We start from the raw sequence: 16,139 nt of genomic DNA, 5'->3' as shown, positions 1-16,139 counted from the left end.
AAAAATTGGAAGTTGCCCTAAAGCCACGGCTATGGCTCTGCTTTAATCGGCCGCAGAGCGAAAACGATGCTTTAGGCATCTTTGCGCCCGGATGCGAACGGCCCGATTGAAAGTAGTCCACACCCTGCCTTTGCTATTCCAGAATCGAAGGGCAAAGATGATCATGGAAACCCAATGAACGCCGCTCTTCTCGCCAGAAACGATGATGGTCCAGCCATCGCACCCATTTCACCGTCGCGCGAGATGGGCGCGTACGAGGAGCTGTGGCTTCAGCAAGGGGCGACTTTCAAGACCATAGCTGATCGTTTTGCTGCCGATCCGACAGCGATGCCATCCGACTTTGTGCCTCCTAGCATAGCGGAAACCCGCGCTAGAGAAGTAATGACAAAACTGTCGAAGGCAGGAGTTACGCGGTTCGGCGTCCGAATTCATCACGCTGGTAATTACCCAATGCGGCTGCGCGATGCGAAGCATCCGGTCGAGCTCCTATACTTTCAGGGAACTTGGGAGCTATCGGAGACACGCTCTGTAGCCGTGGTTGGTAGCCGAAAGCCAAGCGATGATGGTATCGCGCGCGCAAAGAAAATCGCGCGGGAGCTAGTTGCTCAGGACTTCACGGTCGTCTCTGGATTGGCGTACGGCATCGATACGGCTGCCCACACCGCGGCTTTGGATGCTAAAGGAAGAACGATTGCGGTCATAGGTACGCCACTTGGCGTTTATTACCCCAAGGAGAACACAGACCTTCAGAAGCGAATAGCAACGGATTTCCTTTTGATATCGCAAGTGCCGGTGCTTCGATATGCGAGCCAGGCGGTCCCCCACAACCGGCTATTCTTTCCTGAGCGCAACATCACAATGAGCGCGATGACAGAGGCGACTATCATTGTCGAGGCGGGTGAGACGAGTGGAACTCTTACCCAAGCCAGGGCTGCGCTTCATCAGAGGCGCAAGTTGTTCATCCTCGACTCATGCTTCCAGCGGAAGGACATTACGTGGCCCGCGGCTTTTGAGGCCCGCGGCGCCATTCGCATCAAGAGCATGGAAGACGTTTGGGACGCCCTAAGTGTCAGCAGTCCGCTTCCAAAAAATTGAAGACAAGAATAGGGCTGATCACTACTACATCACCGAAGGTGATGAGTGCCTTTTCCTCTACGAGTATACGGCTGGAATGGGTTACGCCCACAGCGAGACCAATTCGCTCATTCTGAATCTGAAAAAGAAGAAAGGTGCAGGGGGATACACCTGGAAAGCAATAGCCATCGCGAGCTGCGCGGCCGCTCTCGGCCCGGCCATTAACCCCAAATGGCTGGCAGAAGCTGTTCTGGTACCTATCCCACCCTCGAAGATCAAGTCCGATCCAATGCACGATGACCGCATGACGCAGGTTTGCAAAGCAATTAGATCTGAGGCGACCGTCGATGTTCGAGAGTTGATCGTTCAAATCCGATCAACGAAGGCCGTTCACGATGGAAACAGACTCAAGCCGGAAGAGATCGAGGCGAACTATCGGATCGACGAAGCGCTCTGCTGCGCGGCAGATCCCAAATACATAGGCGTCGTAGACGACATCCTCACCGCTGGCGCGCACTTCCGCGCCGCCAAGAATGTACTTTCGAAGCGGTTTCCGAGCAGCAGGATCACGGGCTTTTTTATCGCCCGCAGGATATTCTCGAACCCGTTTGGTGAAGTGTCGCTGGACGATTTGCTGGCTTAACTTCCCTCCACGCTCGCGCAAACGCGGCCTGTTCGGGACCTGCGGCCCATTCGTCGTTCTCCTCGGCGGTCGCATCGAAGTCGCCGTTCATCGCGCGCCTGCGCAGCACCTGTCATGGCGGGATGGCAAGTGGCGGCGGCTTCGGCAAGATCGTTCATGAACTGCACCTGAGGCATCGCCAGCGGCGACAGGTCGTTTGGTAGTAGCCGCTCGCAGCGGGCTCGGCCAGGCCTTCGAGGCCAAGGTCCCGTAAACGCTTCGGGCAGCATCTCCGGCTCCGGAGCCCATGCCGGCGCTCGGTGCGAACGGTGTTAGGCCGCGCCGTTCATGGCGATGAGAAACAGCATCGACGTGGCCCTCGGTCAGATAGCCGATTGAGGCGGCGCAGCAGAGCTTTGACGTTTTGATGACCCATCCAGCCGGCCCCGATCTCCAGCAGCACCTGATTGAGGAACTCCGCGGCGATGTGGAGGACGTTCGCCACCTCCTGCGCGGCTGGAGATGTTGTGCGCGGGACACGCGACGCCCAAACTGCGCCCTGACCGAGGATCGCCTTTAGGCGGTGCTGGCTCATCTCGCGGAGCAGGATCTGCGCGTTGTTCCGCGCCTGTGCTCGGTGAGATCGTTGATGTTCGACCCGTCGCTTGGAGGTGCCGACCACGTTCTGAATGCTGGTGGTGCGCAGGAGGTCCGCGCAGACTGGATTGCCCCTACTGGTTAAGCCAGGCCCTGCATAGGCCCGGAACGGACTCTTGATGTTCTGGGGCTGCCGCATTGCGCGCCTACCCAACTTTACCCAGTCGCGCTCGGATCCGGGCTTATGAGCCATTTCACTTCGATCTAGACCTCCGAATGTCCTGAAAGGTCTAGGAGGAAGATCGTGTCTAACCATCGCGCGGACGACCAGACGTCGATCCGGGATGGTCATCCGTCCGATCGTGCCGGCAAGGTCGCGATCGTCGCAACCCTGGACACAAAGGGCCGCGAAACCTCTTATCTCGCGCGCGTCATCGAACATTGCGGCCGCAAGACTCTTACGATCGATGTAGGCACATCAAACGGAAGGGCCAGAAGCAAGCCCGGCGGTAGCGATGCGCGGGTCGCTGCACCCGCCGAGCTCTTGCGGGCGATAGCTCAAAGCGCGCGTGAGGAGGTCAATGAGCTGCTGCGAACAAGTGCGATTGACGCGATCGTTGGAGTGGCAGGCGGCAAAGGCAGCGCAGTCTTTGGTGAACTTGTATCGGATCTGCCATATGGATTTCCGAAACTGCTGGTGAGTAGCGCCAGGCCGGCCCTCCTGGCCGAATTAGCCCTCCACAATGACATTATCCTCTATCCAACCTTGGTCGACCTTTTCGGAATTAACGCGTTCACCGAACGTGCTCTCGAGAATGCAGGGCGGGCAGTGGCAGCGATGCATTATGTGCCCGCTCAAGGTCGGCGGGAGAGAAAGACCGTTGCAATCACGGCCTTTGGGGTCACGACGCCGGCGGCAAATCGCTGCGTAGCGCGGCTCGGAGAGGCAGGGGTCGACGCGATCGTCTTTCCGGCCAATGGCGCCGGGGGACGTAAGATGGAGCAGCTCGTATCCGCCGGTGAGTTCGATGCGGTGCTCGATCTGACCACGACCGAGCTTGCTGACGAGCTGGTCGGCGGCACTGCCAGTGCAGGTCCAGACCGGCTAAAGGCTGCTTCTCTCCGGATGATTCCGCAACTCGTCGCCCCGGGGGCCGTCGACATGGTGAATTTCGGCCCTCCCTCGAGCGTGCCTGCCGAGTTCAAGGGCCGCCAATTCTATTTCCATACGCCCTTCACGACGCTCATGCGCACGAACGCTGAGGAGAACGAGCGCATAGGCAGGCTTACAGCAGAGCGCCTCGCGCAAGCAAAAGCGCCCACCGTCGTGTTGTGGCCGGCCAAGGGGGTGTCTGACTATGACCAGGAGGGTGGCATCTTCCGAAATCCTGAAGCCGATAAAGCCTGGTTCGACGCAGTCAGGCAAAACCTACCGCCCTCGATCGTCGCCCGCGAGTTGAATTGTCACATCAACGATCCGGAATTTGCGGAAGCGGCGTCTTCGTGGATCGTTGAACGATTGACGGCAGGAGGGGCATGCCGTGCGGATGTTTGATCGGGCCGAAATACTCGCAAAGATCACAGCTCAAGTTGCTGCCGGAAAGGCAGTTCTTGCTGCGGCAAGCAGTTGCGGGCTCGTCGCAAAATGCGCATCTCTCGGCGGAGCCGACATGCTTGTGGTCTACAGCACCGGGCTGTCACGGTTGATGGGATTGCCGACGAGCCGGATCGGCGATTCCAATGCGCGCACCCTGGAGCTCGCGGCCGAGATCCGCAACGTTGTCTCCTCTGTTCCTGTCATCGGCGGGATCGAGGCTTGGGACCCTCTCCGACTCGACCTCGATGATCTTCTGGACAAGTTCTGGGCTGCCGGCTTCTCCGGCGTGATCAACTACCCAACCATTTCAACGATGGGCGAGAAGTGGCGCGAGCGGCGAGGCCGCATCGGGCTCGGCTTTGAGCGCGAGGTTGAGATGATCGCGGCGGCCCGCGAGAAGAACATCTTCTCGCTCGCCTATGTCGCGAGCCCGCACGATGCCAAAGCGATGGCAACCGCGGGAGCCGACTGCATCGTCCCACATGTCGGCGCAACGCGCGGCGGGCTTGTGGGGCATGAGGAGGGACAATCGATCGAAGAGGCCATCAGGCGCATCAACGAGATCAATGCTGCGGCTCAAGCGGTCCGCCCGGACGTGATCCTTCTTTGCCATGGCGGGGCAATCGCTGAGCCCCAGGATACCTCGGAAGTCTACCGATCGACCGGATGTGTCGGCTTCGTTGGCGCCTCCTCCATCGAACGGATCCCGATCGAGCGGGCAGTGAAGGCTGCGGCCGAAAAATTCAAAGCCGTTCCGCTCCCGCGAAAGCATCAACATCCTCAGCAGAATCCGCACCGAGACACGAATGAATAGCCCGATCACCAAATTCCAGCCCAATACAGCTCCGTCCTCCAAAGCGAGCAAACCATCTCACGATTGGGAGACGGACGTGCTCGTGATCGGCAGCGGCGCGGCCGGACTGTCCGCAGCGCTCTACGCAGCAAAGGCAGGACTTCGCGTCACGGTCTGCGAAAAGTCCGCCAAGCTCGGTGGGACGACCGCCCTCTCGAACGGCATGATCTGGGTTCCATGCTCAATGCAGGCTCGGGCGGCGAAAATTGATGATTCGATCGCGAAGGCGAAGACCTATCTGCAACACGAACTCGGCAATTATTATCGCCCCGAGCACGTCGACGCCTATCTTGAAGACGGACCAACAGCGCTCGCCAGCTTGGAAAATGGAAGTGAAGTCAAGTTCACCCTGGCCTCCGCTCCCGATTATCATTCGAACCAGATCGGCGGGGTCGACAAGGGTCGGGCGCTGAGTCCTGCACCTTACGACGGGCGGCTTCTCGGCAAGGATTTCGATTTGATCGGTGATCCGATCCGCGTGGTGCTCGGCGGCATGATGATTTCATCCGGCGAGGTCAGAAACTTCCTCAATCCGTTCCAGTCGGCTGCCTCGCTCAAGCACGTGCTGCGCCGGGTCAGCCGCTACGCAGGCGATCGGCTGCGCTACAGGAGGGGCACTGAACTTAGTGGTGGGAATGCGCTGATCGCGCGGCTATTGGTCAGCCTGCGCAGATATGGCGTTGAAATCTGGCCGCGCTGCCCGGCGATAGAACTGACCAGGGATGGCGGGAGAGTTACTGGCGCAATCCTGAAGCGTGATGGCGCGAATCTTCGCGTCCGCGCCTCGCACGGAGTGGTCTTGGCAACCGGTGGCTTTGCGCGGAACGGTCAATTGCGCGCTCGGCTGAGTGGAGCTCACCAGCACAATGATACGCTGGCGCACAGCGATGTCACGGGTGATGGCCTTGCGCTCGCAGGCAAGCTCGGGGCTGCAATCGATAACGACGTTGCATCGAGTGGCTTCTGGACGCCGGTGTCAATACTCAGGAACGGTCGCTCCTCGCAAGTTGTGCCGTACGGCTGGCTCGATCGTGGCCGTCCGGGTGTCATCGCCGTCGGACCAAATGCCAAACGCTTCGTCAATGAATCCAATTCGTATCATGATATCTGCCTTGCCATGTTCAACAACGGTTATCCGGCGGACAAACGGTTCTATTTTATTTGCGACAAGGAGTTCGTCCGCCGCAGGGGGATGGGGCACCTGCTGCCCTGGCCATGGACATTGAGCATCAAGAAGTATGCCCGTTTGGGGTACATCGAGATCGGCCGGACGATTACGGAGCTTGCGGGCGAATTGGGACTCGATCCTAACCAGCTCCAAAAGACTGTTGAAGAACACAATGCCCACGCGGCTGAAGGACGCGATCCGCTCTTCAACCGCGGTGAATCAGCTTTCAACCGTACCCTAGGAGATCCGGCGGCCGGAAAGAAAAACCCGAACCTTGGGCCTATCAAAAACGGCCCATTCATCGCGCTCCCAATTGTCCCGGCAACGCTTGGAACAGCCACCGGCCTTTCGACCGATGCAGAGGGACAGGTCCTGAATGAAAATGGGGCGCCGATCGCAGGTCTCTATGCCTGCGGCAACGACATGACCTCGCCGATGCGCGGAATTTATCCTGGGGCGGGCATTACGATCGGCCCGGCCATTGTGTTTGCCTACCGCGCGGTCGACAGCGTCGTACGGTCGGCGCGACAGGGACAGCCCGCGGCGGCATCGCAAGCGTAAGCCGAATGTTCTCTCCTGTTCGCCCTGCGACGACTGACTTCCGGCAAGGCAAGGGCGTGCGACGCGCGATTAATGCAAAGACACATTCGGACTATAGGAAGATTGAGGTAATCGCTTTCAGGCACATCGTGCTCTAAAATCATAATGACCGGCCACTGAGTATTTCCTCCAGAAGGAGCTAGAGTCCGCCCTGAAGAAGGACGGACAGATGAAGCGAGCACGGTTCACGGAAGAGCAAATTATTGCGGTGCTGAAGGAGCATGAGGCCGGGGGCGAAGACGGCCGATCTGGCTCGCAAGCACGGGATCTCCGAGGCGACGATCTACAATTGGAAGGCCAAATTCGGCGGCATGGACGTTTCCGAAACGAAGCGGTTGAGGGCCTGGAGGAGGAGAACGGAAAGCTGAAGAAGCTTCTGGCCGAACAGATGCTCGATGCAGCCGCACTCCGTGAGCTCCTTTCAAAAAAATGGTAGGGCCCGCCGCCAAGCGCGCTGCGGTAGCGCATCTGCAGGCCGTCATGAGCCTGTCGGAACGGCGGGCCTGCTCGATCGTGGGTGCGGATCGGGAGATGATCCGCTATCGCTCCAGCCGCAGGACGCAGTTCTGCGGGGCCGGTTGCGCGATCTCGCCAACGAGCGGCGGCGTTTCGGCTATCGCCGCCTGTTCGTCCTGCTGCGGCGGGAGGGCGAGCCATCGGGGCTCAACCGGATCTACCGGCTTTATCGCGAGAAAGGCTCACCGTCCGCAAGCGGCGGGCTCGCCGCAAGGCCGTGGGGAGCCGGGCCCCGATCCTAGTCGAGGCCAAGCCAAATGCCCGCTGGTCGTTGGACTTCGTCCACGACCAGTTTGCCAATGGCAGACGCTTCCGCATCCTCAACATCGTTGACGACGTCACCAAGGAATGCCTGGGCGCTATTCCGGACACGTCGATCTCGGGGCGGCGCGTGGCCCGCGAACTCACGGCAATCGTCGAGCGACGCGCCTTGACCGCCGCTTTACTCGTAACCAGAACGGCAAGCGCAAGGTTGTTGTGATCGTTCGCGAGCGCGACGGCAACTCCGTCCCGGCCGTCTTCAACTCGGAAAGCCAAGCCGCCTCATTCATCCGGTCCCGCATTGCCAAGGGTACGACGGTTCACGCCGACGAAGCCTCAGCTTGGGACCATCTTCATGAGCGTTTCGAGGTGAAGCGCATCAACCATCAGGAGGCGTACAGCTTTGACGGCGCCTGCACCAATTGGGCCGCAGAATACTTCTCCCGCCTTCGTCGCGCCGAAAAAGGCATTCATCACCATGTCGCTGGCCCGTACCTGCTGCGGTATGCTCAGGAGTCCTCATGGCGCGAGGACAACCGCAGAGTCTCCAACGGCTACCAGACGCAACGGGTCGCGGTGCTGGCTTTGAAGCGGGGCAAGTCGGTGGACTTCACTGGCTACTGGCAGCGGCAACCCGTTTCAATTGCGAATGCGACAAAGGTAATGAAGCAAGTATTCAATAGAATAGTCGGGTTTTGCAAAAACCTATTTATAATTTGCTATGGATCATCCGACAAGGTCGGTACTTGGCTGATGAGTGTACTTGCGTGCCTAGCGCTTCCCTGTCTTCCTCTGCTTGTTGAATTACTCAAGAAGGGTCAGATTGACCTAGGAAACATTATGATAACTGCGTCAATACTTTCGGCGACCTTTATTTTTACTGCTGGACACAGAATTGCCCAAGTAATTTACTCATTATTATTTGTAATAGCGTTACTCTTGGACGCCGTATCGGGTGGCCTTGCGGAGCAAATGGTTCATCACTACTCTGGAACTTTACTCGCAGCAGTTGCGTTTCTGCATACCTCTGAGAGATTCCGTTGGCATGTAGTTTTGGACAGGCCATTTCCATAGCGGGTCAATGACATGATCGACTCAGAAAATCTTCTATCGCTTATGTCGGTCGCAGTTTCTTTGGCGGCCGGGGCAGCGTCTGCCAAAACTTTTTTTGAGGGCTTAAAAGTCTTAGGGCCAAGAAGCGCGCGGAGCGCTACCTCCATAATAAAATTATGTCCGACGCAGTATTGGCCGCGATGGTTAGTCGCGCCTCCAAGGCACCTCTGGACCACCAAGAATTAGAAGCGGTGACAAAGAGCATCGAGGCTGCAATATCGGCTATGTCAGAATCCGATAAAAAGCTAATCGGAGAGGGTCTTCACCAAGACAATCCGCGCGGCACAAAGCGTTATGTGCGCGATTTATTGACCGCCTCCGCTTGAGGGGGTAGTCATTGAAGAGGCGCGCGCTTAAACGTTGCTCGCGGCTTCTTTCAGTCGCCAGCGGGCCGGTCTAGCCTCGCCAACCTTCTCCCCCCCTGGCCGTCGTGGTTGGCAAGGCTGTGCTGTATCCCCAACGCGACGTTCTGCACGTCCTCCTTGGAGGCGTCCTGCACGCCAGGAGCGGCGAGAATGGCGGCGGCTAGCTCTTGCGCCGTTATGGGTTCCGGTGCCGTCCGGAGCACGTCCACGGCCTTCCTATACAATGTGCTCCGCTTGAACCACTTGTTCGGCTTCCGCCGCTTCACGGCGATGCCAGCGAGGTTGTAGTTCGGGTCCAGCATCTTGATGACGGCTTCCACTTGTCGCATCTGCTCGCTCATCTCATCGTACTTCTGCCGGTTCTCAAGGATGGCCCCGCCTAGTTCGGCATGAAGCCACTCAAGGGTGAAGATAGCGGGGCGAGTGTACAGGTTCTGCGTAGGTCTATGGCGGGCCATGGTCGTGTCCGGTTGATCTAGGTCAAAGGCTCAGAGGCGAGCCGCCGGATGCTCCGACTATGGTAAGAGACAACTGGATGTCTTGGGCTTCAGTCGTCTGGGCGCTGTTGGTGGCCAGCGCCTCCATTACTTTGTCGTTACTGCCTAGCGGCTGCGCCGGACAGCTAGGCAGTCCCCTTCAAAATTCTTGTGGCGTTTGCGCCATAATACCGAAAGTTCGCTGTCGGCGTCAGCGCACCATCCGCGACCATTTTGATCATTGCTCAGTCTGCTACGGCCGCAGGGCGAGCAGCAGGAGGAGGAATGGGCTGCCGAGTTCGTCCCTAATACGGTCCGGCGACGCAGACTGGCTGTACCTCGAAAGTGGCTCAAACTAATCTTTGGACTTCGCAGCGCGCGAGATGGCTTCCTGCACGCGGCGCCTGCTGCCGCGCGGCAATGAGGGTGACAGTGCTTCCCACCCAGATTGTCGCGCTATAGCCTGCCTCGGCCTGTTGTCTGAGAAGGGTTGCCTCTGCTGTGCCAAGCTCCTGCTTGATCCGGTCATGATTGGCGATAGCGTCGGCGAGTTCGCGGGGCAGAGTGGACTCGCGGCCCTGCGAAAAATAGACATGGGGGTTCTCCTTCTCCCGGACGGACCGAAAGGTTGATTGATCGATGATTGAACTGAATTGGAAGGTTACCCGCTGAAAATCACAGCTTAATCGAGATCGGCCGGTGCATTGTCGCGGGCACCATGCAGTACCCGGACGATTTCGGCGCCATTCGGGAATGCTTCCGTAATTGCCAACCGCGAAGCTGCGGATGCTCCTACCCAGTTCAGGACGTTGGCGGCCAGCCTGCGGATTCTCGGCGAGCATCTGAAAGGTGTTGCAGATCCGGTCGATGGGACGATCCGCCGCCGTGATGTTGTCTGATGCGACGAAAAGCCAGATTTCCTCAAGGTAGGTTTCAACCCGAGGACGCCTGGCCAGATTACCCGCCACGCTTGCTGGCTTTCAGCCGTTCACGTCCTCGGGCCTTGACCCGCTCGACGAGTTCGCCGGGCTCGAACGGATCGGCCGGGCCGCTGTCCAGCCTTTCCTGAACGGGAGCGCGCAAGGCCTCAAGCTTCGCCTTGCGACGCTCCTCGCGTTCTTCGATCAGGCGCAGGCCATCACGCATAGCCTCACTGGCTGTGCTGTAGCGGCCGCTATCGACAAGGTCGTTGACGAAGGTCTCGTCGTGCTTTCCGATGCTGTAGCTGGTTGCCATGCCAGGTTCCTCTTTCCTCATAAAGTAATATTCAATGATATCCCTGGCGAGGGGTACTGATATCCTGGCCGATGGCGACTCTCGTTCAGGAAAGATCCGCGATTGTGCGTTCAGCCAGTGCGAAAACGCTGTCCTTCCGGATTGTAAGACCCACTGGAACGAGGAGCTTTGCCGGCGTGGTGAGATTCTCGGCGTGAATCGCACTCGATCGCCCGGACGATTGTCTCATCGGTTAAATCGAAGTCGATATGGCCCCAGAATGTTCCAGGCTTGGTGCCATGTCGCCATTGTTGCCATTCATAGAGGAATTGCTGGACCGCGCGGTAGCCGCAGTGGCGGTTGGAAGGAGCGGCTTGGATCTGGATCGATGCGGCTAGCAGGTGTCCACGCGAGCGAAGGCTAAGGTGCATCAAGGCGCCTGGGAAGGGATGTGGATTGGTCGCTCAAGCAATCCACCAGCGGTTGTCATCAGGCGGCTGAGAATAGCGCTATAACCAGCCGCCCGCGTCCGGCGAGTTGCTTGAAATGTCCTAGGATATGTTTGCGGCCTCTTTGGCGCGCTACGTTGGACGAAATGACCTCGTCGTTTTGGTGCGGATGAACCATAAGCGGCCATCGTCATCTGGTGCATCTTCTCGTCTGGTTTGCTTCGATGGTTCGGTATCGTTGGCGCGGCACGCGATTCCGCCCGTACGGGACCCAGTCAGAGATACGGATAGCTCTCCCATCGCCTTCGACCGCATCGAAATTGGGCTGGCGAGAACGTGGGCCGTCACCGGAGAGCGGTCATGAGCGCGGGCGCAATTTCATCCGCCCAGCGAACATTACCCAACATTACTCAGATCTTTCCTACCTTTCTCTAGGCAATCTCCCGCTGCATGTCGTGAATGAAGAGGAGGCGGGCCGCTCGCGAAGCCCACCATCGCCTGCAACTCCCATTGCCGGGATGACCTTCCAGGAGCGCTCTTGTGACAGCAGCCCTTCGCATTCCAACGAGTAGTTCACGCATTGCAGCAGTGGACGTGAAGAGGCTGTGCTCGCAATCTCAGGGAATGTGACGCAGCGGCAATGGATACGCTCCTTATCGCGTCATTCGAGATCCTGAGTTTTGGCGCCATCGTGGTGCTGGTTGTGCTCGGTCTCGGGATCATTGCCAGCATGATGGGTATCTTCAACTTTGCCCAGGGCGAGTTCGTGCTGCTCGGCGCCTACGTCACTTATCTCGTGCACAGCGTTGGTTTGCCGGTCCCGCTCGGCATGCTCGCCGCGCCCGTCGCGGTCGGCGCGCTTGGGTTCGTGTTGGAAAAACTCGTGGTGCGACGGTTCTATACCGCTCCAATCGTGGCCATGCTTGGCACCTATGCACTTGGGTTGATCATTCGCGAAGCCGTGCGCGGGCTGACCGGCGGACTCTATCTCTCGGTGCCGGAGCCAATCAGCGGTTCTATCACGATCGGTAGTCTGCACTTTGCGACCTGGCGCGGCGTCATTGTCATCATCACTTTGCTCGTGATGGCCGTGAGCCATGCATTGCTCGCCTACACCTCGTTCGGCCTGCGGGTTCGTGCCTCGCTGGAGAACCCGTCCCTGGCGCGTGCCTCGGGCATCTCCACTGGCATGATCTACAGCGTCACATTTGCATTTGGCGCGGCGCTCGCGGGCCTTGCCGGCGCGCTGATCGTGCCGGTCTTTTCACTGTTCGCCGATCTTGGCATTCGCTTTCTCATCCAGGGTTTTGTTGCCGTGATGGTCGGCGGCGTCGGGTCTTTCGCGGGGCCGGTTGCTGGCGCCAGCCTCATCGGCACGTTCAGTGCCTGGCTGCCTTGGCTGATGTCCCCGATGATCGCCGACGTTCTGGTGTTCGTGCTCGCTATCATTTTTGTCAAGTTCCGGCCGCAAGGCCTCATTTCAGGAAGAGGGGTCAACCGATGATCAAGGCCAACCGACAACTGAGCCGCCGTCGCTTTCTCGGCAATGTCGCCCTCGCATCCGCGGCCATCGCGGTCGGTCCGGGTAGCTGGGTGATCCGCCCAGACTGGGCAAATGCTGTGGAAGGCCCAATCAGGCTCGGCATTGCTACCGATCTTACCGGCTCGCTCGGCTTCGCCGGCAATACCGACGCCAACGTGGCTCGCATGCTGGTCAAGGAAATCAATGACTCCGGCGGCTTGTTGGGACGCCCGATCGAACTGTTGATTGAGGATACTGCCTCCGACGAATCCGTTGCCGTGGGCAATGTGCGTAAGCTGATTCAGCGAGATAAGGTCGACCTGGTAATTGGCGGTATTTCGAGCTCGATGCGCAATGCGATCAAGGATGTCATCATCTCTCGCGGCAAGACCCTCTATATCTATCCGGAAGGTTACGAAGGCAAAGAGTGCACGCCCTACCTGTTTTGCACCGGGCCGGTACCGGCTCAAAATTGCGACCAATTCATTCCCTGGTTGATCAAAAATGGTGGCAAGCGCTTCGCGCTGCCTGGCTCCAATTATGTTTGGCCACAAACTATCAACGCCTATGCGCGCAAGGTGATCGAGAGCAGCGGCGGCGAAGTTGTCTTTGAAGAATACTACCCGCTCGATCAGATCGACTTTTCCTCCACGGTTAGCCGCGTCATATCCAACAAAGTCGACGTGGTTTTCAACGCCATTGTCCCGCCCGGCGTTAGCCCGTTCTTTAAACAGCTCTATCAAGCTGGCTTCTCAAAAAATGGCGGGCGGCTGGGCTGCGTCTACTACGACGAAAACTTCCTGGAAATGAACCAGGCCCACGAGATTGAAGGACTTGCGAGCAGCCTCGACTATTACAAGGTGCTCGCGGCGGACGATCCAGTGAGCGCCAGGATTCAGTCGGCCTACGACAGGCAGTTCCCTGCCAAATTCCGGTTCTCGGCAGGTAGCGCCGCTACGGGCACCTACCGCGGGCTGAAACTGTGGGAGGCTGCGGTGAAGGAAGCCGGGACGATTGAGCGCGACGCGGTCGCCGCCGCCCTTGACCACGCCAAGATTGCGGAAGGGCCGGGCGGGCCTGCGGAGATGGCGCCCGGCAAGCGCCACTGCAAAATGAACATGTACATTGGGGTGGCAAAGGGTGGCCAATACGAGATCGTTGCGCGTAGCGCCGGCTTGGTCGATCCGAAGGAATGCTGATGTCATCCACCGACACTGGCATACAGCCCACGCCAAGCGTCGTTGAAGCGGCTCGTTCGCCCGTCAAGGCATCCGCCTTCACCGGGCGACGGCTTCCGAGTCTCGAGCTAGCGTTGTTGATTGCCGCTTCCATCGCACCCCTGTTCCTGCGGGATTACATCACGGTCTATGCGACACGGGTGCTTATTCTGTGCCTCTTCGCCTTGTCGTTCGACCTGGTGTGGGGCTATGCGGGGATCTTGAGCTTAGGTCAGTCGTTGTTCTTTGGCATGGCCGGCTACGCTGTGGCGCTGCTTTCGCGCGATTTCGGGGTTGGTTCGATTTTTGCGGTTCTTCCCGTCGGAACTCTTGTAGGTTTTGTAGCGGCACTCTTGCTGGCGGGTTTCCTTCTTTTGGGTCGTCACCCCTCCAGTGTGGTCTTCGTTTCGCTGGGCACCATGACCGGAGCTTATGCGGCTGATCGGTTGGCGCGAGGGTCTCAATATCTTGGCGGTCAGAACGGTATCCCTTCGATTCAACCGATGACGATCGGCTCGCACGAGCTGAACGAGGGGCTTGGCTTTTACTACTTGGTGCTCGTCATTCTTGCTCTGATCTACCTTCTGTCGCGATTTCTGGTGCGGTCGCAGTTTGGGCTCGCGCTGGCGGGCCTGCGAGAGAACGAGCAGCGCATCGCCTTCTTCGGGTACAAAGCGCAGCATTTGAAGGCGATCATCTTCGCAATCAGCGGCGCGATTGCAGGTACCGCGGGCAGCCTTTATGCGTTCCACGAGGGATTTGTCTGGACCAACATGCTGGGCGTCGTGATGTCGACCCAGGTCGTGCTCTACGTCTTATTCGGCGGCTCCGGGACATTGATCGGTGCCGTGATGGGCACCGCGATTGTCGAGGGTCTCAGCTTTTGGCTCTCCGACAATTATCGCGATATCTGGCCGATCATCCTAGGCGTTCTGCTGTTACTCGTCATTCTGTTCCGGCCTCTCGGCTTGATCAGCCTCGTGCTCGGCGAGCGGGAACGTGTCGGATATTTCGGCCCGAGCCTCAGGGGGAGGCGCAATGCCGCTTCTTGAAGCCGCCGGCATTTCCAAGGTGTTTGGCAAGCTGACCGCGCTGGACGGCGCGGCGCTCACGGTCGGCGAGGGCGAGTTTCATGGCCTGATCGGGCCGAATGGATCGGGCAAGAGCACGCTGATGAAGTGTCTTGCAGGAGCGCTAATGCCGACACAGGGCAGGGTCAAGTTCATCAATACGGACGTCACCTCGCTTACGCCGCCAGAGCGTGCGCGAGCCGGTATGAGCCTTAAATTTCAGATCACCGCCGTGCTGCCGACCCTGACGCTCTACGACAACATTCTGCTCGCCCTGCAGGCCCGGTCCTCACTCCTGGACCTGGCATTCTCGCGCACTCGAGGACAACTGCACGAGCAGGTCATGACGATGCTCCTCCAGTTCCGCCTGGCCGATCGCGCCTACGATGCTGCGGCGACCCTTTCTCACGGGCAGCAGCAATGGCTGGAGATCGCGATGGCGCTCGCATGCAGACCGCGCCTGCTGCTGCTTGACGAGCCCACCGGAGGCATGAGCCTGGAAGAGCGCCGCGTCACTGGCGAATTGCTGCTGCCGATCAAACAGCATTGCTCGCTTGTCATCGTGGAGCACGACCTGGATTTCATCCGTGATATCTGTGACCGTCTGACCGTGCTCGATCAGGGCAAGGTGCTGGCGTCAGGAACGGTTGCCGAGATCCAGGCCAACAGAAGCGTCCAGGAGATTTATCTGCGCCGTGCCTGAATTCCTCAATATCAAGAATCTCGACGCCGGGTATGGACGCAGCCAGGTTTTGTTCGGCGTCAATATGGCCGTCCCGCCGCGCGGCGGTGTAGCCGTCCTCGGCCGCAACGGCGCCGGAAAGAGCACGCTCATGAAAGCGATCGTGGGCGAACTAGCGGCATGGAAGGGCGGCCTTCAATTCAACGGCCAAGACATCGGTCGCCGCCGGACCGAACAGCGCGTGCGGGCCGGTATTGGATATGTGCCGCAAGAGCATTCAGTGTTCGCGCGCCTGTCCGTGCGCGACAATCTCGCCGTCGGATCGCTTTTGTACCCCGATGGATCGGCTGTCGACCGGGTAATGAGCATGTTTCCAAAACTCGGCGAACGCCTGGACCAGCCGGCCGGAACGCTCTCCGGTGGTGAACGCAAGATGCTCGCAATCGGTCGAGCGATGCTCGGAAAGCCTAAGCTCCTCCTGTTGGATGAGCCGACCGAAGGTGTCTGGATCGGCGTCATCGAGGAAATCTGTGAGCGCTTGGTCGAGCTAGCCGCAGAGATCGCCATCATCATCGTCGAGCAACATCTCGATCTGGCAATGCGCGTCGCGGAACACGCCTATGTGCTGGATCGCGGCCGTGTCGCGCTGTCAGGCCCATCGCAAGAGCTGCGCAACGACCCGCGCCTGTTGACATATCTAGCGCCCTAGAGGCGTCCGCGGCGGCGGCCATCTCATAGCCAA

Annotated in this window: 15 protein-coding genes and 1 pseudogene; 13 read left to right on the top strand and 3 right to left on the bottom strand. The window is 58.9% G+C overall.

What is annotated here, in order from left to right; genetic code table 11:
- Positions 1–174: 174 nt before the first annotated feature.
- The 8 genes and pseudogenes from ACVWZ4_RS06000 to ACVWZ4_RS05965 all read left to right on the top strand — a co-directional run bounded on the left by ACVWZ4_RS06000 (position 175) and on the right by ACVWZ4_RS05965 (position 8,727).
- Positions 175–1,095, top strand: a complete 921-nt coding sequence (locus ACVWZ4_RS06000) for a DNA-processing protein DprA (RefSeq protein ID WP_456736171.1) — start codon at positions 175–177, stop codon at positions 1,093–1,095.
- Positions 1,067–1,717, top strand: a complete 651-nt coding sequence (locus tag ACVWZ4_RS05995; protein WP_456701520.1) for a hypothetical protein — start codon at positions 1,067–1,069, stop codon at positions 1,715–1,717. Before ACVWZ4_RS06000 ends, ACVWZ4_RS05995 begins: the two co-directional genes overlap by 29 nt.
- An 880-nt stretch (positions 1,718–2,597) precedes the next feature.
- Positions 2,598–3,848, top strand: a complete 1,251-nt coding sequence (locus tag ACVWZ4_RS05990; protein ID WP_456701522.1) for a Tm-1-like ATP-binding domain-containing protein — start codon at positions 2,598–2,600, stop codon at positions 3,846–3,848.
- The gene (locus ACVWZ4_RS05985; protein WP_456705162.1) at positions 3,841–4,704 is read left to right on the top strand and encodes a phosphoenolpyruvate hydrolase family protein; all 864 of its coding nucleotides are present in this window, start codon (positions 3,841–3,843) and stop codon (positions 4,702–4,704) included. The genes ACVWZ4_RS05990 and ACVWZ4_RS05985 overlap by 8 nt, the downstream gene beginning before the upstream one ends.
- Positions 4,697–6,472, top strand: coding sequence for an FAD-dependent oxidoreductase (locus ACVWZ4_RS05980; protein ID WP_456763493.1), 1,776 nt, complete (start codon positions 4,697–4,699; stop codon positions 6,470–6,472). Before ACVWZ4_RS05985 ends, ACVWZ4_RS05980 begins: the two co-directional genes overlap by 8 nt.
- 208 nt (positions 6,473–6,680) lie before the next feature.
- Positions 6,681–7,454, top strand: a pseudogene (locus tag ACVWZ4_RS05975) (IS3 family transposase); the annotation flags it as partial.
- Positions 7,376–8,362, top strand: coding sequence for a transposase (locus ACVWZ4_RS05970; RefSeq protein ID WP_456701524.1), 987 nt, complete (start codon positions 7,376–7,378; stop codon positions 8,360–8,362). The pseudogene ACVWZ4_RS05975 and the gene ACVWZ4_RS05970, both read left to right, overlap by 79 nt.
- Positions 8,363–8,517: 155 nt before the next feature.
- A complete protein-coding gene (locus ACVWZ4_RS05965; RefSeq protein ID WP_456701525.1) occupies positions 8,518–8,727 on the top strand; it encodes a hypothetical protein in 210 nt (69 codons plus the stop codon).
- Between the two features lie 50 nt (positions 8,728–8,777).
- Here ACVWZ4_RS05965 and ACVWZ4_RS05960 read toward each other — a convergent pair whose 3' ends face one another.
- From ACVWZ4_RS05960 to ACVWZ4_RS05950, 3 genes are all read right to left on the bottom strand, one after another.
- Positions 8,778–9,224 carry a hypothetical protein gene (locus tag ACVWZ4_RS05960; protein ID WP_456701526.1) on the bottom strand — a complete coding sequence of 149 codons (447 nt, stop codon included), beginning with the start codon at positions 9,222–9,224 and terminating at the stop codon, positions 8,778–8,780.
- 368 nt (positions 9,225–9,592) lie between these two features.
- Positions 9,593–10,210: a type II toxin-antitoxin system RelE/ParE family toxin gene (locus ACVWZ4_RS05955; protein WP_456701527.1), complete on the bottom strand. Its 618-nt coding sequence runs from the start codon at positions 10,208–10,210 to the stop codon at positions 9,593–9,595.
- Entirely contained in the window at positions 10,200–10,478 is a 279-nt protein-coding gene (locus ACVWZ4_RS05950; protein WP_456701528.1) for a type II toxin-antitoxin system ParD family antitoxin, read from the bottom strand. Before ACVWZ4_RS05950 ends, ACVWZ4_RS05955 begins: the two co-directional genes overlap by 11 nt.
- A 1,068-nt stretch (positions 10,479–11,546) precedes the next feature.
- On the opposite strand from ACVWZ4_RS05950, the gene ACVWZ4_RS05945 reads away from it, so the two are divergent.
- From ACVWZ4_RS05945 to ACVWZ4_RS05925, 5 genes are read left to right on the top strand one after another with little or no spacing between them, the layout of a single operon-like run.
- Positions 11,547–12,410, top strand: coding sequence for a branched-chain amino acid ABC transporter permease (locus tag ACVWZ4_RS05945; protein ID WP_456701529.1), 864 nt, complete (start codon positions 11,547–11,549; stop codon positions 12,408–12,410).
- A complete protein-coding gene (locus ACVWZ4_RS05940; RefSeq protein WP_456701530.1) occupies positions 12,407–13,627 on the top strand; it encodes a substrate-binding protein in 1,221 nt (406 codons plus the stop codon). Before ACVWZ4_RS05945 ends, ACVWZ4_RS05940 begins: the two co-directional genes overlap by 4 nt.
- Complete coding sequence (locus ACVWZ4_RS05935) at positions 13,627–14,697, top strand: branched-chain amino acid ABC transporter permease (RefSeq protein ID WP_456701531.1); 1,071 nt, start codon at positions 13,627–13,629, stop codon at positions 14,695–14,697. Before ACVWZ4_RS05940 ends, ACVWZ4_RS05935 begins: the two co-directional genes overlap by 1 nt.
- Positions 14,684–15,418 carry an ABC transporter ATP-binding protein gene (locus tag ACVWZ4_RS05930; protein ID WP_456701532.1) on the top strand — a complete coding sequence of 245 codons (735 nt, stop codon included), beginning with the start codon at positions 14,684–14,686 and terminating at the stop codon, positions 15,416–15,418. Before ACVWZ4_RS05935 ends, ACVWZ4_RS05930 begins: the two co-directional genes overlap by 14 nt.
- Positions 15,411–16,106 (top strand): ABC transporter ATP-binding protein, encoded by a 696-nt coding sequence (locus ACVWZ4_RS05925; RefSeq protein ID WP_456701533.1) that lies wholly within the window; start codon positions 15,411–15,413, stop codon positions 16,104–16,106. Before ACVWZ4_RS05930 ends, ACVWZ4_RS05925 begins: the two co-directional genes overlap by 8 nt.
- The last annotated feature ends 33 nt before the right edge of the window (positions 16,107–16,139 follow it).

It is taken from the genome of Bradyrhizobium sp. USDA 4472 (assembly GCF_054058595.1).
This window is presented reverse-complemented; position numbering and strand designations above follow the sequence as displayed.

Excerpts from the sequence above, each read along its gene's own strand:
- ACVWZ4_RS05950 (WP_456701528.1), bottom strand. The coding sequence starts at position 10,478 with ATGGCAACCAGCTACAGCATCGGAAAGCACGACGAGACCTTCGTCAAC.
- ACVWZ4_RS05960 (WP_456701526.1), bottom strand. The coding sequence starts at position 9,224 with ATGGCCCGCCATAGACCTACGCAGAACCTGTACACTCGCCCCGCTATC.
- ACVWZ4_RS05930 (WP_456701532.1), top strand. The coding sequence starts at position 14,684 with ATGCCGCTTCTTGAAGCCGCCGGCATTTCCAAGGTGTTTGGCAAGCTG.
- ACVWZ4_RS05980 (WP_456763493.1), top strand. The coding sequence starts at position 4,697 with ATGAATAGCCCGATCACCAAATTCCAGCCCAATACAGCTCCGTCCTCC.
- ACVWZ4_RS06000 (WP_456736171.1), top strand. The coding sequence starts at position 175 with ATGAACGCCGCTCTTCTCGCCAGAAACGATGATGGTCCAGCCATCGCA.
- ACVWZ4_RS05935 (WP_456701531.1), top strand. The coding sequence starts at position 13,627 with ATGTCATCCACCGACACTGGCATACAGCCCACGCCAAGCGTCGTTGAA.
- ACVWZ4_RS05970 (WP_456701524.1), top strand. The coding sequence starts at position 7,376 with ATGCCTGGGCGCTATTCCGGACACGTCGATCTCGGGGCGGCGCGTGGC.
- ACVWZ4_RS05945 (WP_456701529.1), top strand. The coding sequence starts at position 11,547 with ATGGATACGCTCCTTATCGCGTCATTCGAGATCCTGAGTTTTGGCGCC.
- ACVWZ4_RS05965 (WP_456701525.1), top strand. The coding sequence starts at position 8,518 with ATGTCCGACGCAGTATTGGCCGCGATGGTTAGTCGCGCCTCCAAGGCA.
- ACVWZ4_RS05940 (WP_456701530.1), top strand. The coding sequence starts at position 12,407 with ATGATCAAGGCCAACCGACAACTGAGCCGCCGTCGCTTTCTCGGCAAT.
- ACVWZ4_RS05985 (WP_456705162.1), top strand. The coding sequence starts at position 3,841 with ATGTTTGATCGGGCCGAAATACTCGCAAAGATCACAGCTCAAGTTGCT.